Raw genomic sequence first — 19,236 nt, forward strand, 5'->3', positions numbered from 1 at the left:
CTCCGTCACGAAAGAACCATGAACGACTTCTCCTCGCACGCCGCCGACCTGCCCGCCCCCTCTCGCTTCGCCTGGATCGCCGACGGCATCGCCTTCGGAGCCGACTACAACCCCGAGCAGTGGCCCGAAGAACTCTGGCCCGAAGACATCGCGCTGATGCAGCGGGCCGGCGTCACCTCGGTGTCGCTGGGCATCTTCTCGTGGGGTCTGCTCGAGGTGGCCGACGACGTCTGGGACTGGGGCTGGCTCGACCGCATCATGGACCTGCTGCACGCCGGGGGCATCGGCGTGAACCTGGCCACCCCCACGGCCGCCCCGCCGATCTGGCTCCTGCGCGCGCACCCCGAGATCGCGACGGTGGATGCCGACGGCCACCGCACCGCCCAGGGCGGGCGTCTCGCCTGGTCGCCGAGTTCGGCGGTGTTCCGCCGCTACGCGCTGCGCGTCGTGCGCGCCGTCGCCGAGCGCTACGGCACCCACCCGGCGCTGCGCATGTGGCACGTGAGCAACGAGATCGGCAACGAGAACGGACGCTGCTTCAGCGAGGAGACGGGGGCGGCGTTCCGCGTCTGGCTGGCCGAGCGCTTCGGCGACGTGGCCCGGCTCAACGCCGCGTGGGGCACCGCGTTCTGGGGCCACCACTACACCTCGTTCGACCAGGTCGAACCGCCGCGGGGAGCGCGCACGGGGCACAACCCGGGTCTGCTGCTCGACTTCGAGCGCTTCACCTCGGACGCGCTGATCGGGCACTACCGCGCCGAGCGCGACGAACTGCGCCGGATCACGCCGGGCATCCCGATCACCACGAACTTCATGGTGATGAACACCCCGGGCGCCACCGATCACGAGGTGTGGGCGCGCGAGGTCGACATCGTCGCGAACGACCACTACACGATCGGCGCAGACCCCTTCCGCCACAGCGAACTGGCCTTCAGCGCCGACCGCGTGCGCGGACTCGTCGAGGGGCGCCCCTGGATGCTGATGGAGCACTCCACCGCGGCCGTCAACTGGCAGGGCGTGAACCGCGCCAAGTCCGCCGGGGAGATGGCCCGCGATTCCCTGGCCCACGTCGCCCGGGGATCCGACGGCATCCTGTTCTTCCAGTGGCGGGCCTCGACCGCCGGCGCCGAGCAGTACCACTCCGCGATGCTGCCGCACGCCGGTGCCGACTCGGCGATCTTCCGCGACGTGGAGGCGCTGGGGGCGACCCTGAAGGCGTTGGCCCCGGTGCGCGGCACGCGCGTGGAGAAGGCCCGCGTCGCCCTGCTCTTCGACCACGACACCGTCGCGGCGCTCCGCAGCGGGCGCAAGCCGAGCGATCTCGTCGACCCGATGGACATGCCGATCGCGATCCACCGCGCGCTCACCCTGCGCGGGGTCGCGGTCGACGTGCTGCCCTCGTCGGCCGACCTCGACGGGTACGCCGCCGTGATCGTGCCGACCCTCTACCTCGTCGACGACGCACTCCCCGCGCGCCTGGAGCGGCACGCGCAGGACGGCGCTCATGTGCTCGTGACCTACCTCTCGGGCATCGTCGACCCGGAGAACCGCGTTCGCTCGGGCGGCTATCCCGGCGCCTTCCGCGACCTGCTCGGCATCCGTGTCGACGAGTTCTTCCCGCTCATGGCGGGCGAGAGCGTGGACCTGGACACGGGGGCCGCGGCCTCGGTCTGGCTCGAGAACGTCGACGCCCGCGACGCCGAGGTGCGCGCCCGCGTGCTCGGCGGCGAACGCTCCGGCCTCCCCGTGCTCACGCGCCGGACGCTCGGCCACGGCTCCGCGACCTACCTCGCGACCCGGCCCGACCCGGACGGCCTCGACGTCGTCCTGGCCGAGGTGCTCGACGCCGCCGGGGTGGTCCCGGTGGTCGAGAGGGAGCCGGGGCTCGACGTCGTCCGGCGCGTCGGCGACGACCGCTCGTACCTCTTCCTGATCAACCACACGGATGCCGAGCGCACGGCGTCGGCATCCGGTCGAGACCTCGTCACGGGGGCGTCGTACCGCGGCACCGTGCGGGTGGCATCCGGTGCCGTCGTCGTGCTGGAGGAGGAACGATGAAGTTCACCGACGGCTTCTGGCAGCTCCGGCCCGGCGTGCACGCGTTGTACGCGCAGGAGGCGGTCGACGTCCGCGAGGTGGACACGATCGACGGTCCCGGGCTGCGCGTGCTCGCCCCCACCAAGGTGATCGAGCGGCGCGGCGACACGCTGAACAGGCCCGTGCTCACCACGACCCTCTCGTCGCCGGCGGAGGGGGTCGTGCGCGTGCGCATCGAGCACCACACCGGCCGCGGGCGGGGCAGCTCGTTCCCCCTGCCGGGGGCCGGGGCCTCCGCCGCGTCGATCGCGGTCGAGGAGGGCGACGGGGTGCTGCGCACGGGGGCGCTCGAGGCGCGGATCGTCGCCGGCGCGCCGTGGTCGTTGACCTTCCGCTCCGACGGGCGGATGCTCACCGCCAGCGGGGCCAAGGCGCAGGCCTACCTCACCCTCGGCGCCGACGCGCAGGTGGACCGCGCGATCGTCGACCCCGCCGGCTCGACCCCGCCGCGGGCGTTCGTCCACGAACAGCTCGCGCTCGGCGTGGGCGAACTCGTCTACGGCCTCGGCGAACGCTTCGGACCCCTCGTGAAGAACGGGCAGTCGGTCGACATCTGGAACGCCGACGGCGGCACCTCGAGCGAGCAGGCCTACAAGAACGTGCCGTTCTACGTCTCGAACCGCGGCTACGGCGTGCTCGTGAACGATCCCGGTCACGTGTCGTTCGAGGTGGGTTCCGAGGCCGTCGAACGCGTGCAGTTCTCCGTTCCGGGCGAGGCGCTCGAGTACTTCGTCATCGACGGTCCCACCCCCAAGGACGTGCTCTCGCGGTACACGGCCCTGACCGGTCGCCCCCCGGTGGTGCCGGCCTGGTCGTACGGTCTCTGGCTCTCGACCAGCTTCACGACCGACTACGACGAGGCGACCGTCACCTCCTTCATCGACGAGATGGCCCGCCGGGAACTGCCGGTGTCGGTGTTCCACTTCGACTGCTTCTGGATGCGGGAGTTCCAGTGGTGCGACTTCGAGTGGGACCCGCGGGTCTTCCCCGACCCCGACGGCATGCTCCAGCGCCTGCACGAGCGTGACCTGCGCGTGTGCGTCTGGATCAACCCGTACATCGGTCAGGCCTCGCCCCTCTTCGCCGAAGCGGCGGAGGCGGGCTACCTGGTGCGCCGCCCCGACGGCTCGGTCTGGCAGTGGGATCTCTGGCAGGCGGGCATGGGACTGGTGGACTTCACCGACCCGGATGCCACGCGCTGGTTCCAGGAGCACCTGCGCCGCCTCGTGCGGCAGGGGGTGGACTGCTTCAAGACCGACTTCGGAGAGCGCATCCCCCTCGACGTGGTCTACGCCGACGGCAGTGCGCCCGACCGCATGCACAACCTCTACACCGAGCTGTACAACCGGGCCGTCTACGACGTGCTGGTCGAGGAGCGCGGCGAGGGCGACGCGGTGCTGTTCGCGCGGTCGGCGACGGCGGGCGGGCAGAGCATGCCCGTGCACTGGGGCGGCGACTCGACGTCGACATTCGCGTCGATGGCCGAGACCCTCCGCGGCGGCCTGTCGCTGGCGATGAGCGGCTTCGCGCACTGGAGTCACGACATCGGCGGCTTCGAGGGACTCCCGGATGCCGCGGTGTTCAAGCGCTGGACCGCGTTCGGCCTGCTCGGCACCCACAGTCGGTTCCACGGCTCGGAGTCGTACCGGGTGCCGTGGCAGTTCGACGAGGAGGCCGTGCAGATCACGCGGCTCTTCACGAACCTGAAGATGCGGCTGATGCCGTACCTCTTCCAGCTCGGGCTCGACGCCGCCGCGACGGGCGTGCCGATCATGCGACCGATGGCGTTGGAGTTCCCCGACGACCCCTCCGTCGCCCACCTCGACCGGCAGTACATGCTCGGGCCCGACCTGCTGGTGGCCCCGGTGTTCTCCGCCGAGGGCGAGGTGGAGTTCTACCTCCCGCGCGGGGAGTGGACCCACCTGCTGACCGGGGAGAGCGTGGTCGGGGGAGGGTGGCGCCGAGAGCGCTACGGCTTCGACGGCATCGCGGTGTACGCCCGGCCCGGGGCGGTCATCCCGTGGGGTTCCCGCAACGACCGGCCGGATTACGACTACCTCGACGGCCTTCGGCTGCGCGTCTTCCCCGGAGGCTCCGGAACGCGCGAGATCATCGTGACCACCCCCGACGGCGACTCGTCCGTCTTCACCGCCGATCTCACGGAGGTCACCCGATGACCGTTCTGCCCACCGTCGGCACCGCCGACTACCGCGACAGCGGTCTGGTGTTCCCCGAGGGCTTCACCTTCGGTTCCGCGACCGCGTCGTACCAGGTCGAGGGCGCGGCCGCCGAGGACGGCCGTCGCCCCTCGATCTGGGACACGTTCAGCAAGACCCCGGATCGCGTCTGGAACGGCGACACCGGCGACGTCGCCTGCGACCACTACCACCGCTGGGAGGCCGACCTCGACGTCATGAAGGAGCTGGGGCTCGGTGCCTACCGCTTCTCGATCGCCTGGCCGCGCATCGTCCCTGAGGGTACGGGCGCCGTGAACCAGGCCGGGATCGATTTCTACTCCCGCCTGGTCGACGGCCTGCTCGAGCGCGGCATCGCCCCCGTCGCGACGCTGTACCACTGGGACCTCCCGCAGACACTCGAGGATGCCGGCGGCTGGCCCGCCCGCGCGACCGCCGACGCGTTCGAGCGCTACGCCGAGATCATGGGGACGGCGCTGGGCGATCGCATCCACACGTGGACGACCCTCAACGAGCCCTGGTGCTCGGCGTACCTCGGGTACGGCCAGGGCGGACACGCGCCCGGGCGCCACGAGCCCGCGGCCGCGCTCGCCGCGGTGCACCACCTCAACCTCGCGCACGGCCGGGCGGTGCAGGCGCTGCGGGCCACGTCGACGGGCGATCCGCAGTACTCCGTCACGCTCAACTTCCACGTGCCGCGGGGGGAGGGCGACCGGGGGGCCGAGGCCGTCCGCCGCGTCGACGCCCTGGCCAACCGCGCGTTCACCGGGCCGATACTGCGCGGGGCGTACCCCGACGATCTGCTCGAGGACACGGCATCCGTCACCGACTGGTCGTTCGTGCGCGAGGGCGACCTGGATGCCATCCACCAGCCGATCGACGTGCTCGGGGTCAACTACTACTCCACCGTCACGGCGCGCATCTGGGACGGGGTGTCGCCGAAGCAGAGCAACGACGGGCACAAGGCCGCCGCCGGGGGCACCGCGTGGCCGGGGAGCGACGAGGTGCTGGAGTTCCTCCCGCAGTCCGGTCCCTCGACGGCCATGGGGTGGAACATCGCGCCCGAGGGTCTCGAGGAGCTGCTGCTGTCACTGCGCGACCAGTTTCCGCAGCAGGCACTGATGGTCACCGAGAACGGCGCGGCGTTCGACGACGTCGTCGCGGCCGACGAATCGGTGCCGGATCCCGAGCGGCTCGACTACCTGCGCCGCCACTTCACCGCTGCCCACCGCGCTCTCGAGAAGGGTGTCGACCTGCGCGGATACTTCGTGTGGTCGCTGCTCGACAACTTCGAGTGGGGCTACGGCTACGCCAAGCGCTTCGGCATCGTGCGGGTCGACTTCGACTCGCTCGAGCGGACGGTCAAAGACAGCGGGCACTGGTACGCCGAGCTCGCGCGCACCGGGGTGCTGCCGGCCTGACGCGCCGTCGCCGCCGGCGCGGGGGTGGCTCGCGAGATGACCCGTGATGCTCGAGACGACCGGCGTTGAGCGGGTATCCCGGGTCCTTTCGCGAATCGCGTGTGATCTCGGCGTCGGGGCTGGGGGGCCGGGGGCGCGTCAGGCCGTCTTTGTGATGCGCACCCGGATGTCCTTCATGAGCGGCTGGTCGCTCTGGCGGCTGTAGTCGTCGGGGCCGAGCAGCACGTTCAGCTCGGGGAAGTAACCCGCCGCGCTGCCCCGGGGGGTGTCGTACTCGAGGGCCCGGAAAGCCGTGACGCTGCGCACCGATCCGTCGCGTGAGGTGGCGACGATGTCGACGAGGTCGCCCTCGGCGATGCCGCGCTCCTTCATGTCGCGCCGGTTCAGGAAGACCAGCTCGCGGATGTTGCGCACGCCGCGGTAGCGGTCGTCGGCCGAGTAGATCGTCGTGTTCCACTGGTCGTGCGAGCGCATGGTCTGCAGCACCAGCACGTCGGCCTCTTCGGGAATGACGTTCGGCAGCTCGGCATCCGAGAACTCCGCCTTGCCGGAGGGCGTCTGGAAGACGCGCTCGCGGGCGGGCTGCGGGATGCGGAAGCCGTACTGCTGGCGCACGAGCTCGTTGAACCCCTCGAAGCCGGGGAGCACCTTCGCCATCGTGTCGCGGATGCGGTCGTAGTCGCCCACGTACCACTCCCACGGCGTCGCCGACTCGGGCATGGTCGCCCGGGCGATGCGTGCGATGATCTCGGGCTCGCTGAGCAGGTGCGGCGACGCCGGCTTGCGGGAGCCGAGCGAGAGCATGACGCTGCTCATGGCATCCTCGGTCGAGATCGACTGCGGGCCCGCCTCTTGCACGTCGCGCTCAGTGCGGCCGAGGCACGGCAGGATGAGCGCCTCCCTGCCGTGGGTGAGGTGGCTGCGGTTGAGCTTCGTACTCACGTGCACGGTCAGCTCGCACCGGCTCATGCCCTCGGCCGTGAGGGCGGTGTCGGGAGCGGCCCGCACGAAGTTGCCGCCCATGCCGAGGAAGACCTTGAGGTCGCCGCGGTGCAGGGCGGCCACCGTGTGCACGGTGTCGAGGCCCGGCTCGCGGGGCGAGGTGATGCCGCACACCTCGTCGAGCGTGGCGAGCCATTGCTCGGTGGGTTTGTGGTTGATGCCGCACGTGCGGTTGCCCTGCACGTTGCTGTGACCGCGCACGGGCGAGGGGCCGGTGCCCTTCCGGCCGACGTTGCCGCGCAGCAGGAGCAGGTTGACGATCTCTCGCACCGTGTCGACGCCGTGCTGGTGCTGGCTCACGCCTAGGCACCAGCTGATGACGCACGCCTTCGAGGCGAGGTAGACGGCGGCGGCGGCGCGGATCTCGGCCTCGGTGAGACCGGCCTGCTCGACGAGTTCGTGCCACGACGTCGCCTCGACGAGCGCCCGGTACTCGTCGAGCCCGGTCGTGTACTGGTCGAGGAACGCCTGGTCGAGGGCGGTGGGGTCGGTCTCCGACGCCTCGAACACGACCTTGGCCATGCCGCGCACGAGCGCGAGGTCGCCGCCCGGGCGCACCTGCAGGTTCATCGTGCTGGTCGGCGTGCTGTGGAACGTCGCCATGTCGACGATCTCGTGCGGCACGATCGTGCGGGTTCCGGCGACCTCGCGCAGCGGATTGACGTGCACCACCTGCGCGCCGCGGTCCATGGCCTCGGCGAGGCTCGTGAGCATGCGCGGGGCGTTCGAGGCGGCGTTGACGCCGAGCACGAACAGCGCATCGCATGCCTCCCAGTCCTCGAGGTCGGCCGTGCCCTTCCCCGTGGCGAGGGACGCCGTGAGCCCGCGGCCCGACCCCTCGTGGCACATGTTCGAGCAGTCGGGGAGGTTGTTCGTGCCGAGTTCGCGCGCGAACAGCTGGTACAGGAACGACGCCTCGTTGCTCAGGCGGCCGGAGGTGTAGAAGGCCGCCTGGTCGGGGGAGTCGAGGGCGGTGAGGTGCTGGGCGATCGTGCGGAACGCGTCGTTCCACGAGATCGGGACGTAGTGGTCGGTCGCGGCGTCGTACGCCATCGGCCCCACCAGGCGCCCGGCATCCTCGAGGTCGAAGTCGCTCCACTGCGACAACTCGGTGACCGAGTGCGCGGCGAAGAACTCCTTGCCCACGCGCTTGTGCGTCATCTCCCACGTGACGTGCTTGATGCCGTTCTCGCAGATGTCGAGCGCGACGCCCTTGTCGTCGGGCCACGCGCACCCGGGGCAGTCGAATCCGCTCTTCGGGTGGTTCATGGTGAACATGGCCTTGGTGCCGGCGACGGGCTGGCGCTGCTCGAGCAGCACCTTGCCCACGGTCATCGCCGCGCCCCACCCGGCGGCAGGGTGTTCGTAGGGCCCGGTGCTCGACCACTCGCCGGTGACCCGCGGACCGAGGCCCCCCTGGCGCGGCTTCTCGCTCATCAGCCCGAACGACTCACCCATGCTCACCCTCCGTGGATCGCGGCGCCGAGTCGGTGGCATCCACACACCGCGCGCACGGACGTCAGCGTACGCTCGCGATCTCGCCGGCGGAGGGGGTTGTGGACGACACGCCATCCGCTACGACGACGCGGTCGCCGCGGGAGTACAGGTTCATGCTCGTGCCGCGCACGAAGGCGGCGAGGGTCAATCCGGCGCGTTCCGCAAGTTCGACAGCGAGCGACGAGGGCGCCGAGACGGCGGAGAGCAGGGGGATGCCGGCCATGACGGCCTTCTGCACGAGCTCGAAGCTCACGCGACCCGACACCTGCAGCACCGTCCCGCGCAGCGGCAGTCGGTCGTTCAGCAGCGCCCAGCCGACGACCTTGTCGACGGCGTTGTGACGGCCCACGTCTTCGCGGGCGACGAGCAGCGCCCCGCTCTCGACGTCGAACAGGGCGGCCCCGTGCAGACCCCCGGTCTTGTCGAACGTCTTCTGCTGCTCGCGGAGACGGTCGGGGAACGCGAGGACGTCGCTCGCCGCGATCCGGATGCCGTCGGAGGCCACGTCGTAGCTCGACACCTTCTCGACCGCCTCGATCGAGGCCGTGCCGCACACCCCGCAGGAGCTCGTCGTGTAGAAGGAGCGCGCGATGTCGGGGGAGGGGAGGGCGACCCCGGGGGCGAGGGTGAGGTCGAGCACGTTGTAGGTGTTGCCGTCGGCGCCCCCGGTGCCGGGACCACCGCAGTGGATCGCGCGGGCGAACTCCTCACCGCGGCTGATGACGCCCTCCGACACGAGGAACCCCGCGGCGAGCTCGACGTCATGCCCGGGCGTGCGCATCGTGACGGCCAGGGGTGATCCGGCGACGCGGATCTCGAGCGGCTCCTCGACCGCGACGGCATCCGGCCGCCGGCGGGTCACCCCGTCGAGGGTGATGCGGGTGACGCGGTGCGAGGCGGTGAGGCGACCCATGTCAGGACCGCGCCGTGCGGGAGAGGGGGGACATGGAAAGAGCGTACGCCCGTGATCCCGTCGGAGGGCGGGCGTGGATGGGAGCGCGACCACCGCCGGAATGACGCCGAACGGCGCCATTCGCATTCGTGCGCATACAGATTCCGAGAGATTTTTCAAGACCGACGTGACGATTCCCACACCCGGTACGTCTTAGTCATGTAGGCCAAAGCGCCCACCCCGGAGCACCCGGGTCCACACACTCGAAAGGCACGGACATGGCTACCGACGCCCCCACCACCCCCGCAGCACAGAACGTCCCCCAGACGGCGTCCCGCGTGAACCGTCCGCTGAGCGGCCGCGGTCAGGAGGCCCACACCGAGGGCAAGACCACGATCGCCGAGGGCGTCGTGGCCAAGGTCGCCGGTATCGCGGCCCGCGAGGTCGCCGGCGTCTACGCGCTGGGCGGCGGCGGAGCCCGCGCGCTCGGTGCCATCCGCGATGCGATCAACGCGACCGACCTCACGCAGGGCGTGAAGGTCGAGGTCGGCGAGACCCAGGCCGCCGCCGACATCACGATCGTCGTCGAGTACGGCGCCCCCATCCAGGAGGTCGCCGACCAGGTCCGCGGCCGCGTGGCCGGCGCCATCAACCGCCTCGTCGGTCTCGAGGTCGTCGAGGTCAACGTCGACGTGAACGACGTCCACATCCCGGGCGACGACAACGACGACGACGACAGCAACGAAAAGCGCGTCCAGTGAGCGCCACGACGAAGGGCGCCCTCGCCGGTCTCGTGCTGGCCCTCAGCGCCCTGATCTTCGGATTCTGGGGCTTCATCCTCGTCGCCCTGTTCATGGCGATCGGCGTCGTCGTCGCCCGCATCACGTCGGGTGAACTCGACTTCCGCAACATCGTCAACGCCTTCAAGGGTCGGAGCACCTCGTGACCACCGTCACCGCTTCCCCCGGGGTCGGCAACCGCGCAACGGTTGCCGGCCCCGGCCTCCCCGCCGGTCGGGTGAAGATCGCCGACCGCGTGCTGCAGAAGACCGCCGAGCGGGCCGCCGCGGACGTCATCGGGGTGGATGCCAAGAACGTCCACGTCGAGATCGTCTCGGCGCGCGACACCGCTGCGGTGCGCGTCGCGTCGCCCTTCCCGGTGCCGCGCCTCGACGACACCGCCGCCGTGCGCGCCACGACTCCCGTGCTCGAGGCCGCCCGCGCGGCCCAGGACGAGCTGCGTGCGCGCCTGACCCACCTGTTCGGCCGCGCGATCTCGCGCGTCGACCTCACCATCTCGGGCGCCACCGCCCCCCAGCGAAAGCGAGTGCTGTGATGACGGACACCGTGCTCCGCACCGTCGTGCGTCGCGAGACGCACTCCCCGCGCACCGTGGCCATGCTCGTCGTGGTCGTGCTGCTGCTGCTCGCCCTGGCCTACGCCGCGGTCGAGATCATCCTGAGCCTGCTCGGGCGGCCCGCCCTCCTCGTCTCCCCCGGCGAGGCGCTGAACGCCGTCGTCGCCGCCCCCACCGCGCTCATGCCCGCGGCCTTCATCGTCGGCGGCGTCGTCCTCGCCGTGCTCGGCCTCATCGTGCTCGTCCTCGCCCTCAAGCCCGGGCGCCTGTCGCGTCACGAGATGGAGTGGGGCGAACGTGCCGTCGTCGTCGACAACGGCGTCGTGGCATCCGCCCTCGCCCAGCACCTCAGCAACGAGTCGGGCATCGCCCGAGACGACATCGTCGTGGGCGTCGCCCACCGCAGCGTCGACGTGACGGTACGCCCCCCGGTCGGCATCCCGGTCGACGAGGCGCAGTTGCGCCGCATCGTCGACGACGAGGTCGCCGCCTACAAGCTCACCCCCGCCGTGCGCACCCACCTGCGCGTCGAGCGCCCCGACACCAAGGAGTCCTGATGAATGCGACGCGTCGCGGTCTGAACCGCTTCCTGCTCTTCCTGGTCGCCGTCGTGCTGCTGGCCGCCGGCGCGCTGGCGCTGCTGGTCGGGCTCGTCTCGGGCGGCACCGACACCTGGACCACTGTGATGGGCGGATTCCAGGGCTGGCTCGAGAGCCTGGGCCGCGAGTCCGCCGGGTGGGGTGCCGTCGCCGCCTTCGTGGTGCTCGCCGTCATCCTCATCGTGATCGCCTCGGCCGCCGTGCGCGGTCGTCGCCAGGCGCCGCTGCAGTCCATCGGCAGCGCCGGCGACGCCGGCCGCATCACGGTCAGCGACGGGTTCGCGTCGGAGGCGCTGCGCAATGCGCTCGCCGAGCGCGACGAGATCCTGTCCTCCCGCGTCAGCGCCGGCGAGATCAAGAACGAGTCGGTTCTGCACGTCGCCGTCACCCCCCGGCAGAACACCTCGCCCCGCGAGGTCGCCGAACACGTCGACACCCTCGTGACCAACCTGGCCACGCTGACGGGACAGAACCTGCGCGCCTACATCTCCATCCACTCGGGGCTGCGCGCCAAGCTCGCGCGCGACAACACCCGCGTGCACTGACATCGACACCCCACGAGGAGACGTCATGACCACCATCGATGCCACCATCGACCCGCCCGACCTGGATGCCGCGGCGAGCCTGGCTGCGACGGCCGCGGCCTCCGTGCCCGGCGTGCACGCGCTCGGCAGTCTGCTGGGCCGTGCGTCGGACGCCGTGCGCGAGCGCGTGGGTCTGGCCAGCACCGTCCCCGGTGTGAAGATCGACACCGACCGTGCCGACTCGGTCACGGCCACGATCTCGCTCGTCGTCGACTATCCGCACAAGCTGCGCGAGGTGTCGGACGCCGTGCGCACGGTCGTCCGGACGGCGCTCGAGCCCCTCGGGCGCGGACGGATCGACGTCGACGTCGTCGTGACCGGTGTCTTCGGTCCGTTCGACCGCGACGTCGTGGACGAGGCGGAGGAGAAGGCGGATGCCGCCGCGGCTCGCGCCTCGCAGGTGGCCGACGACGTGAAGGCGAAGTCGAAGGACGTCGCGGCCGGTGCCTCGGCCGTCGTCGATGACACGGTGAAGAAGTCGAAGGACCTCGCCGCCAGCGCCTCGGAGACCGTCGACGTCGCCGTGGCCAGGTCGAAGGACGTCGCCGCCGGCGCCGCGGCCGCCGTCGAGCAGACGGTGCAGGCCGCTCGCGAGCGCGTCAACGTGGCCGACGCCCAGGCGGACGTCGCCGCGGCGGATCGCTTGACGGCGGGCATCGAGCCCACGCCGTCGGAGCAGGCGCGAACCGCCGACGGAGACCGCGGCGACGTGAGCGACGTCGTGGCCGAGGCGTTGGAGGATGCCGCGATCGACATCGCGATCGCCGCCGACGAGGTGCGCACCGACGACGAGACGACGGCGACCGACAGCGTGCAGTCGGTCGTGGAGGACGAGCGGCCTCGCTCCTGACCCGCGCAGACGAGAGGGGGGCCCCCCCGGGGCCCGCCCGCGCGCCGGCTTCGGCCGGGGCGCCCTCGTCGTCAGAGCCGCGGCCGAAGCGCGCGGCGGAGCGCCACGCTCAGCCCGCGGTCGCGTTGTCGTAGGCGCGCTGCGCGGCCTGCTGCGCATCGGCCAACGCCTGTTCGGTCGTCTTGTCGCCGAGCAGGGTCGCGGTGATGGCGTTGTTGAGCTCGTTCTGGATGTCCTGCCCCGCGGGCGAGGAACCGAACGAGCGCCCGGAGCCGACGACGTCGTAGTACGTCGCGATCACCTGATCGAAGCCGCTGTCACCGGTGGGGGTGACGTACTGCGAGCGGATCATCTCGTCGGCCTCGGGGGAGCCCGTGAACAGGCCCGTGTTCAGACCGCCCTTGCTCTCGATCGTCGCCGCGCGCGCGGCGCCGGCGGCCATCCAGGCGTCGGTCGAGGTGAGCTCGGTCATCCAGGCGCAGGCCGCGGCGGGGTTCTTCGCCCCGGCGGGGATGACGAACGCGGTGCCGGAGGCGAGCGAGAACGGCTGCCCCTCGGCATCCCGGAACGGCACGGCCTGCAGCGAGATCTCGTCGCGCGAGGCGCTCAGCACGTTCGGGTACCACTGGTTGGCCACCTGCGCGCCGACCTGGTTCTGCACGAACTGGTTGGCGTCGCCGAACGTGTCGAACGAGTCGGTGAAGCTCTTCACCGCGGCGTAGCCGCCCTGCGCATCGGTGATCCGGTTGAGGGCGTCGATGCCGGCGGCGTTGGCGGGATCGTCGAGCGTCGGCTTACCCTCGGCGTCGGTCAGCCGACCGCCCATGCCCAGCACCCACAGGCCGCCCTGTCCGGTGGCCACCGGGTCGAGGCCGAGGCGGGTGGGGGTGCTGCCCGAGCCCTGGTAGATCTTCTCGACCGCGGCGATCAGGCCGTCCATGTCCGAGGTGTCGAACGCGTCGGGCGTCACGCCCGCCTTGTTCAGCACGTCCATGTTCAGCAGGATCGCCGGCGGCTGGTAGAACTGCGAGACCGCGTAAACGGCATCCTCGTACGTGACGTCGTCCACGACGTTCTGGTACCAGCGCGCGGTCGGGTCGACGTCTTTGGCCTCGAAGCAGGCGTCCAGCGGCAGCAGCAGACCCTGGGCCGCGTAGGTCGTGACGTATCGGCGATCCATCTGCACGACGTCGGGCACGTCTCCGCCGGCGATGCGGGTGGTGAACTTCTGGGCGTCGAAGGCCCTGGCATCCAGGGCCACCTCGACGTCGGGGAGCTGCTCCGCGGCGTGGTCGAGGCGCGACTGGCCGACGTCGTCGGCGTTCTCGAAGCCCCAGGCCGCCAGGGTGCCGGCGGGGGCGGCCGAGAAGTCGACGTCGGCGGCCTGGTCGGAGGCGTCGCCGCCGCCGCTGCACGAGGTGAGGACGACGACGGATGCCGCGACCGCGGCGACGCCGGCGAGGGAACGTGTGCGCATGATGGGTCCTTTCGGGACAGGGGGGATGGGTCAGCCTTTGCGGCCCTGGGTGGCCACGCCCTCGACGAAGTAACGCTGGCCGAACGCGAAGATGAGCAGCATCGGCAGCGTCACCAGCAGCGACGCCACCATCACGTACTGGTAGTCGCCCTGGCCTCCGGCGCTGGGGCTGTACTTCGTCATCGCGTAGGCGATGCCGAGGGGAGCGGTGAAGTCCTCGACGGAGCCCGCGTTCAGGTAGATCAGCGCGGCCTGCAGGTTGTTCCAGCTCGCCTGGAACTCGAACAGGAACACGATGATGAAGGAGGGGATCGACAGCGGCATCGCGATGCGCCAGAACAGTCCCCACGCACTGCAGCCGTCGAGGCGCGCGGCTTCGAAGAGCTCCCGCGGCACGCCGAGGAAGAACTGCCGCTGCAGGAAGATGTAGAAGGCCGAGCCGAAGAGGTTCATGCCCCACAGCGGCACCCACGTGCCGAGCAGGCCCGTCTCCTTCCAGACCAGGTAGATCGGGATCATGGTCACCGCGCCGGGCAGCATCATCGTGGCCAGCACGAGGCCGAAGAGCAGTCCGCGACCCGGGAAACGGAAGTACGCGAAGCCGAACGCGACGATTGAGCTCATCACCGCCACCGTGGTGGCCGCGAGCAGGGCGATCGCGACGCTGTTGAACATCCAGTTCAGCAGCGGCAGCTGGTTCCAGACCTCCGCGTAGTTGCCGGGCGAGAACGTCTTCGGGATGAGGGCGTTGTCGAACACCTCGCCGCGCGGCTTGAGGCTCGCCGCCAGCAGCCACGCGAACGGATAGAGGAACAGCAGCGCGAACGCGACGAGCACGGCCGCCAGCACCACCCGGCCGGCGAGGGTCTTCGGCTGTGCGAGGGCGCGACGCCACCTCGGACGGCGCGGGGCGACGGACGCCGCCAGCTCGGGGCGGGCGGTGGCGACGCCGGGCGTCTCGAGCGACGTGGCCATCAGCGGTCTCCCTCGTAGTAGACGAAGCGGTTGCCGAGGCGTACCTGCACCAGCGTGATGAGCAGGATGATCACGAACAGCAACCACGCCATCGCGGCGGCGAAGCCGAAGTTGAACTGTCGGAACGCCTGCTGGAACAGGTAGATCGCGTAGAAGAGCGACGCCTCCGGGGAGGCGTTGCTCTGATCGCGCCAGAACAGGAGGTAGGCCTGGTCGAACACCTGGAACGCCGCGATCGTCAGCACGATGACGTTGAAGAACATCGCGCCCGAGATCATCGGCAGCGTGATGGAGAAGAAGCGGCGGATCGGCCCCGCGCCGTCGATGGACGCCACCTCGTAGAGGTCGACGGGCACGTTCTTGATCGCCGCCAGGAAGATGACCATCGTGCCGCTGACGGTCCACAGCGCCATGAGAACGATGCTCGGCTTCACCCAGTCGGGATCGACGAGCCACTGCGGACCCTGGATGCCGACGGCGCCGAGCGCCTGGTTGATCGCTCCCGAGTTGCCGTTGAGCAGGAGGAAGAACACCGCGGCCGTGGCGACGGCCGGTGTCATCTTGGGCAGGTAGTACAGCGTGCGGAAGACACCGGCACCGCGGCCCACCCGGCTCAGGAGCAGGGCGAGGAACAGGGCGAAGGCGATCTCGAGCGGCACCGCCATGACGGCGTAGAACAGCGTGTTGCCCAGCGACACCGCGATGCGGGGATCGTCGAAAAGCTGGGCGTAGTTGTCGAAACCGATCGCCCGGGCCCGCCCGGTGGCGAGGTTGTAGCTCGAGAACGAGATCACCAGGCTGTAGACCATCGCCCCGGCGGTGAAGATGAGGAACCCCACGATCCACGGCGAGATGAAGAGGTAGCCGGCGATCGCTTCCCGGCGGTTGTACTTGACTTTCTGCCTGGTCGGGCGGCGCGTGTGCCGCGGTGCGTCCGTGGGGGCGTCGACGCTCGGCGAGGGCGAGGAGAGGGTCACCGGGAGAGCCGGTCGGGAACGGGTGCTCCGGGGATGCCGCTGTTCATGGGGTTCTCCTCTCGCCCGCACCTCGTCATCGAGACGCGTTCCGTCAGCGTGGGGAACCGAGCGCTTCTCGTCCAGGGCATTGCGAAGCGCACCGGAGGAGTGGCATAAGCGCTTCGCGCCGAGCGGTCAGTGCGCGTCGAGAGCGCGCAGGTACCGCCGCGTCATCCACGCCTGCACGGCGCGACCCAGTGGCGCGCCGACGCGGGTGAACCACCGGCCGGGCGCCGAGAACGCCGCGATCTCGAACACCACGTCGCCCGACGGATGCAGCGTCAGCGTGAACCGCTCTTCGCCGCGTTCCGGGTGGCCGGGGAGCGTGCCGTACGCGAAGCCGGCGACGGTGTCGCCGCGTTCCGCCCAGACGACCAGGCACGGGATGCGGAACGCGAGGCGCCCGAGGCCCAGCCGCATGGTCACGCGGGTGCCGACGCGCATCGGCGTCTGCGACGACTCGACCCGCGCGCCCGCGCGTCGCTGCGCCTCTCCGGCGAGCAGCGCGTCGGCGGCTCTCGCGAAGTCGACCCGGCCGTGCCCGATCACGCGGCGCGCGCGGACGTGGTGATATCCCGGCGGCATCTCCCCCGCGGTCGCGCCGACCTCGTCGTAGGTCAGCCCGTCCATCCGCCCACGGTATCCGCCGCGGCGAACGCGACCGCCGGGGTTGCGCCGCGTGCGGCCGCCGATGCGGTGGGAGGATGGCGGCATGATCGAGTTCCGCGACGTGCGGCCCGCCGACGTCGACGCCATGGTCGAGGTGCAGAACGCGATCCACCGCGCGGGGCTGCGGGCCGCGCCGGTCGACGCCGCGTTCGTGACGCAGCGCTACCTCGACGGGGAGCACACGATCGCCTGCACGGTGGCCGAGCGCGACGGCGCGGTCATCGGCTTCCAATCGCTCAAGCGGGCGTGGGCGGACAATCCATACGGTGTGGAGGAGGGGTGGGGCATCATCGGCACGCACATCCACCCCGAGGTCGGGCGCAGCGGGATCGGCCGCAGCCTGTTCGCGCGGTCGCTCGCCGCGGCCCAGGCCGCCGGCATCCGGCACATCGATGCGACGATCGGCGTCGACAACGCCCCCGCGCTGGCGTACTACGCGGCGATGGGGTTCCGGCCGTACCGCGAGGGCGACCAGGCGGTCCCGCATCGCTTCGACCTGGAGGGGGTCGAGCCCCGCCGCCCCCGCGCACCGCGCCTACGCTGAGAAGATGCCCGCCAGCCGCATCCGCTCCGCCGCATGATCGACGTCGCCGCGCACCTCGCCGCGGTCCTCGAGGCGGTCGTCCCCCTCGCCCCCGCCGCGCGCGACGTGGCCGCCGCGCGCGGGCGGGTGCTGCGGCATCCCGTGCACGCGGCCCTCGACGTGCCCGCGTTCGATTCCTCGGCGATGGACGGCTTCGCGGTGCGCGACCTCACCGCTCCCGTCACGCTGCGGGTCGTCGCCGACCTGCCCGCCGGCACCGATCTCGACCCGCGCATGGATGCCGGCGACGCCGCCCGCATCATGACGGGCGCGCCCGTGCCGACCGACGCCACCGCCGTCGTGCCGTTCGAGGACACCTCCTCGGGACTCGCCGGCGGCCTCGACCCCGTCACGGTCGTCGACGCGCCGCGCGCGCCCGGGGCGCACATCCGCCGTCGCGGTTCCGACGTGCGGGCGGGCGACCTCGTGGTGAGCGAAGGGACTCGGCTCACGGCGGCCCGGATCGGCGCGATCGCGGCATCCGGGGTCGCCATGGTGTCGGTGTCGCGCGCGCCGAGGATCGCGGTGGTGTCGACGGGGTCGGAGCTGGTGGCGCCCGGCCGAGCCCTGCGGCGCGGGCAGATCCCCGAATCGAACAGCGTGCTGCTGGCCGGTCTCGCCGAGGAGACGGGCGCGGAGGTGGTGCTGCGCACGAGCGTCGGAGACGAGGGCGAGGGACCCCGCGAGGCCATCGCCGCGGCCGAGGCCGCCGGTGCCGACGCCGTGGTGTTCTCGGGCGGCGTCAGCGCCGGGGCGTACGAGGTCGTCAAGAACACCCTCGGCGACCTGATGCGCTTCGACCGCGTGCGGATGCAGCCGGGCAAGCCGCAGGGCTTCGGCCGCACGCCCGCCGGGACCCTGCTGTTCGGGCTGCCGGGCAACCCCGTCAGCGCCGCGGTGTCGTTCGAGTTGTTCGTGCGACCGGCGTTGCGTGCGCTCGAGGGCGACGCCGAGCTCGGCCGCGCGACCGTGCGCGTCGCGCTCGCCGAGGGGTGGCGCGCGCGTGCCGAGCGGACGCAGTACGTGCCCGTCGCCCTCGACCGCACCGACCCCGCGCGCTGGCTCGCCCGCCCCACGGCCCGGGGCGCCCGCGGTCTCGGCGACGCGGACGGGCTCGCCGTCATCGCGGCGTCGGCCGTCGACCTCGTCGCGGGCGACGTGGTGACGGTGGCGCTGTGGTGAGCGTCGACGCGGTCCTGCTCGCGGGCGGGCGCGGCTCGCGCGTCGACGGCGCGGTCAAGCCGCTGTTCCAGGTCGGCGGCTCCACCCTGCTGCGCGCGGCGATCGACGCGGTCCGGGCGCGCGGGGCGGCCCGCATCGTGGTGGCGGCTCCCGTGCTCGACGACGCGCTCGCGGTGCGGTGGGTGCGCGAGGACCCTCCCTTCGGCGGCCCCGTCGCCGGCATCGTGGCCGCCCTCGAGGAGGTGGACGCCGACGAGCTCTACGTGCTGGCGTGCGACCTGGCCGCGCCGGCGGCCGCGCTGCGACGCCTCCCCGACGCACTCCCGCCGGGCGTCGACGGCGTGTGCCTCGACGACGGCCGGCGCCAGTGGCTCATCGGCCGGTACCGCACCGCGGCGCTGCGCGCGGCGGCATCCGCTCTTCCCGCGAGAGGGCGCCACGCGTCGATGCGCGCGCTGCTCGGGGGGCTGGACATCGCACCCGTCGCCGCCGAGGCGACCGAGACGCACGACGTCGACACGTGGGACGATCTGCACAGAGCCCGAGGAGGAGCCATGACCGAACCCCGCACCCTGCCGCCCGAGGCGCTGAACGACTGGAGCGCGGCCCTCGCCGAGCGCTTCGGCCTGGCCGAGGGCGACATCCCGATCTCGCTGATCCTCGATCTCGCCCGTGACGTCGCCAACGGCGTGGCCCGCCCGGCCGCTCCGCTCAGCGCCTTCGTCGCCGGTCTCGTCGCCGGTCGCGCCGGCGGCTCACCCGCAGACACCGAGGCCGCGGTCGCCGCGGTCGTCGAGCTCGCCCGCGGGTGGGAGAGCCGCTGAGCCCCGCCCCGGAACGG

At 71.6% G+C, this 19,236-nt stretch carries 18 protein-coding genes; 12 read left to right on the forward strand and 6 right to left on the reverse strand.

The window, feature by feature from the left end; translation table 11 throughout:
• Positions 1-18 precede the first annotated feature (18 nt).
• Genes ACK4LS_RS08870 through ACK4LS_RS08880 form a run of 3 tightly spaced genes read left to right on the forward strand, consistent with a single transcriptional unit; the run spans position 19 to position 5,713 of the window.
• Complete coding sequence (locus ACK4LS_RS08870; RefSeq protein ID WP_409716219.1) at positions 19-2,058, forward strand: beta-galactosidase; 2,040 nt, start codon at positions 19-21, stop codon at positions 2,056-2,058.
• Positions 2,055-4,274, forward strand: a complete 2,220-nt coding sequence (yicI, locus tag ACK4LS_RS08875) for an alpha-xylosidase (RefSeq protein ID WP_409716222.1) — start codon at positions 2,055-2,057, stop codon at positions 4,272-4,274. Before ACK4LS_RS08870 ends, yicI begins: the two co-directional genes overlap by 4 nt.
• Positions 4,271-5,713: a GH1 family beta-glucosidase gene (locus ACK4LS_RS08880; protein ID WP_409716224.1), complete on the forward strand. Its 1,443-nt coding sequence runs from the start codon at positions 4,271-4,273 to the stop codon at positions 5,711-5,713. Before yicI ends, ACK4LS_RS08880 begins: the two co-directional genes overlap by 4 nt.
• A gap of 138 nt (positions 5,714-5,851) precedes the next feature.
• Here ACK4LS_RS08880 and ACK4LS_RS08885 read toward each other — a convergent pair whose 3' ends face one another.
• Together ACK4LS_RS08885 and fdhD are read right to left on the reverse strand one after the other, a co-directional pair.
• The gene (locus ACK4LS_RS08885; RefSeq protein ID WP_409716226.1) at positions 5,852-8,173 is read right to left on the reverse strand and encodes an FdhF/YdeP family oxidoreductase; all 2,322 of its coding nucleotides are present in this window, start codon (positions 8,171-8,173) and stop codon (positions 5,852-5,854) included.
• Positions 8,174-8,234: 61 nt separating this feature from the next.
• Entirely contained in the window at positions 8,235-9,125 is an 891-nt protein-coding gene (gene fdhD, locus ACK4LS_RS08890; RefSeq protein ID WP_409716228.1) for a formate dehydrogenase accessory sulfurtransferase FdhD, read from the reverse strand.
• 257 nt (positions 9,126-9,382) lie between these two features.
• On the opposite strand from fdhD, the gene ACK4LS_RS08895 reads away from it, so the two are divergent.
• The 6 genes from ACK4LS_RS08895 to ACK4LS_RS08920 are packed head-to-tail and all read left to right on the forward strand — an operon-like array spanning position 9,383 to position 12,493.
• Positions 9,383-9,865 (forward strand): Asp23/Gls24 family envelope stress response protein, encoded by a 483-nt coding sequence (locus tag ACK4LS_RS08895; protein ID WP_409716230.1) that lies wholly within the window; start codon positions 9,383-9,385, stop codon positions 9,863-9,865.
• A complete protein-coding gene (locus tag ACK4LS_RS08900) occupies positions 9,862-10,050 on the forward strand; it encodes a DUF2273 domain-containing protein (protein WP_409716232.1) in 189 nt (62 codons plus the stop codon). The genes ACK4LS_RS08895 and ACK4LS_RS08900 overlap by 4 nt, the downstream gene beginning before the upstream one ends.
• A complete protein-coding gene (locus ACK4LS_RS08905; RefSeq protein WP_409716234.1) occupies positions 10,047-10,439 on the forward strand; it encodes a hypothetical protein in 393 nt (130 codons plus the stop codon). The genes ACK4LS_RS08900 and ACK4LS_RS08905 overlap by 4 nt, the downstream gene beginning before the upstream one ends.
• Positions 10,439-11,017 (forward strand): DNA/RNA endonuclease G, encoded by a 579-nt coding sequence (locus tag ACK4LS_RS08910; RefSeq protein WP_409716236.1) that lies wholly within the window; start codon positions 10,439-10,441, stop codon positions 11,015-11,017. Before ACK4LS_RS08905 ends, ACK4LS_RS08910 begins: the two co-directional genes overlap by 1 nt.
• Complete coding sequence (locus ACK4LS_RS08915) at positions 11,017-11,604, forward strand: hypothetical protein (protein ID WP_409716238.1); 588 nt, start codon at positions 11,017-11,019, stop codon at positions 11,602-11,604. The genes ACK4LS_RS08910 and ACK4LS_RS08915 overlap by 1 nt, the downstream gene beginning before the upstream one ends.
• A 25-nt stretch (positions 11,605-11,629) precedes the next feature.
• A complete protein-coding gene (locus ACK4LS_RS08920; RefSeq protein ID WP_409716240.1) occupies positions 11,630-12,493 on the forward strand; it encodes an Asp23/Gls24 family envelope stress response protein in 864 nt (287 codons plus the stop codon).
• Positions 12,494-12,602: 109 nt separating this feature from the next.
• Here the strand turns inward: ACK4LS_RS08920 and ACK4LS_RS08925 are convergent, their stop codons facing one another.
• From ACK4LS_RS08925 to ACK4LS_RS08940, 4 genes are all read right to left on the reverse strand, one after another.
• Positions 12,603-13,970: an ABC transporter substrate-binding protein gene (locus tag ACK4LS_RS08925; protein WP_409716243.1), complete on the reverse strand. Its 1,368-nt coding sequence runs from the start codon at positions 13,968-13,970 to the stop codon at positions 12,603-12,605.
• A gap of 30 nt (positions 13,971-14,000) precedes the next feature.
• Positions 14,001-14,945, reverse strand: a complete 945-nt coding sequence (locus tag ACK4LS_RS08930; RefSeq protein WP_409716245.1) for a carbohydrate ABC transporter permease — start codon at positions 14,943-14,945, stop codon at positions 14,001-14,003.
• Positions 14,945-15,922, reverse strand: a complete 978-nt coding sequence (locus ACK4LS_RS08935; protein WP_409716247.1) for a carbohydrate ABC transporter permease — start codon at positions 15,920-15,922, stop codon at positions 14,945-14,947. Before ACK4LS_RS08935 ends, ACK4LS_RS08930 begins: the two co-directional genes overlap by 1 nt.
• Positions 15,923-16,096: 174 nt before the next feature.
• Complete coding sequence (locus ACK4LS_RS08940) at positions 16,097-16,591, reverse strand: DUF1990 family protein (protein WP_409716249.1); 495 nt, start codon at positions 16,589-16,591, stop codon at positions 16,097-16,099.
• Positions 16,592-16,673: 82 nt separating this feature from the next.
• On the opposite strand from ACK4LS_RS08940, the gene ACK4LS_RS08945 reads away from it, so the two are divergent.
• Genes ACK4LS_RS08945 through ACK4LS_RS08955 form a run of 3 tightly spaced genes read left to right on the forward strand, consistent with a single transcriptional unit; the run spans position 16,674 to position 19,219 of the window.
• Positions 16,674-17,174, forward strand: a complete 501-nt coding sequence (locus ACK4LS_RS08945; RefSeq protein ID WP_409716251.1) for an N-acetyltransferase family protein — start codon at positions 16,674-16,676, stop codon at positions 17,172-17,174.
• A 33-nt stretch (positions 17,175-17,207) separates the two neighbouring features.
• The gene (gene glp, locus ACK4LS_RS08950) at positions 17,208-18,395 is read left to right on the forward strand and encodes a gephyrin-like molybdotransferase Glp (RefSeq protein WP_409716252.1); all 1,188 of its coding nucleotides are present in this window, start codon (positions 17,208-17,210) and stop codon (positions 18,393-18,395) included.
• The gene (locus ACK4LS_RS08955; protein WP_409716254.1) at positions 18,389-19,219 is read left to right on the forward strand and encodes an NTP transferase domain-containing protein; all 831 of its coding nucleotides are present in this window, start codon (positions 18,389-18,391) and stop codon (positions 19,217-19,219) included. The genes glp and ACK4LS_RS08955 overlap by 7 nt, the downstream gene beginning before the upstream one ends.
• Positions 19,220-19,236 lie beyond the last annotated feature (17 nt).

This window comes from Microbacterium sp. (assembly GCF_046295495.1).
Taxonomy (GTDB): Bacteria; Actinomycetota; Actinomycetes; order Actinomycetales; family Microbacteriaceae; genus Microbacterium.

Excerpts from the sequence above, each read along its gene's own strand:
- ACK4LS_RS08910 (WP_409716236.1), top strand. The coding sequence starts at position 10,439 with ATGACGGACACCGTGCTCCGCACCGTCGTGCGTCGCGAGACGCACTCC.
- ACK4LS_RS08880 (WP_409716224.1), top strand. The coding sequence starts at position 4,271 with ATGACCGTTCTGCCCACCGTCGGCACCGCCGACTACCGCGACAGCGGT.
- ACK4LS_RS08925 (WP_409716243.1), bottom strand. The coding sequence starts at position 13,970 with ATGCGCACACGTTCCCTCGCCGGCGTCGCCGCGGTCGCGGCATCCGTC.
- ACK4LS_RS08870 (WP_409716219.1), top strand. The coding sequence starts at position 19 with ATGAACGACTTCTCCTCGCACGCCGCCGACCTGCCCGCCCCCTCTCGC.
- ACK4LS_RS08915 (WP_409716238.1), top strand. The coding sequence starts at position 11,017 with ATGAATGCGACGCGTCGCGGTCTGAACCGCTTCCTGCTCTTCCTGGTC.
- ACK4LS_RS08940 (WP_409716249.1), bottom strand. The coding sequence starts at position 16,591 with ATGGACGGGCTGACCTACGACGAGGTCGGCGCGACCGCGGGGGAGATG.
- yicI (WP_409716222.1), top strand. The coding sequence starts at position 2,055 with ATGAAGTTCACCGACGGCTTCTGGCAGCTCCGGCCCGGCGTGCACGCG.
- ACK4LS_RS08885 (WP_409716226.1), bottom strand. The coding sequence starts at position 8,173 with ATGGGTGAGTCGTTCGGGCTGATGAGCGAGAAGCCGCGCCAGGGGGGC.
- ACK4LS_RS08895 (WP_409716230.1), top strand. The coding sequence starts at position 9,383 with ATGGCTACCGACGCCCCCACCACCCCCGCAGCACAGAACGTCCCCCAG.
- ACK4LS_RS08930 (WP_409716245.1), bottom strand. The coding sequence starts at position 14,945 with ATGGCCACGTCGCTCGAGACGCCCGGCGTCGCCACCGCCCGCCCCGAG.
- ACK4LS_RS08945 (WP_409716251.1), top strand. The coding sequence starts at position 16,674 with ATGATCGAGTTCCGCGACGTGCGGCCCGCCGACGTCGACGCCATGGTC.
- glp (WP_409716252.1), top strand. The coding sequence starts at position 17,208 with ATGATCGACGTCGCCGCGCACCTCGCCGCGGTCCTCGAGGCGGTCGTC.
- fdhD (WP_409716228.1), bottom strand. The coding sequence starts at position 9,125 with ATGGGTCGCCTCACCGCCTCGCACCGCGTCACCCGCATCACCCTCGAC.
- ACK4LS_RS08920 (WP_409716240.1), top strand. The coding sequence starts at position 11,630 with ATGACCACCATCGATGCCACCATCGACCCGCCCGACCTGGATGCCGCG.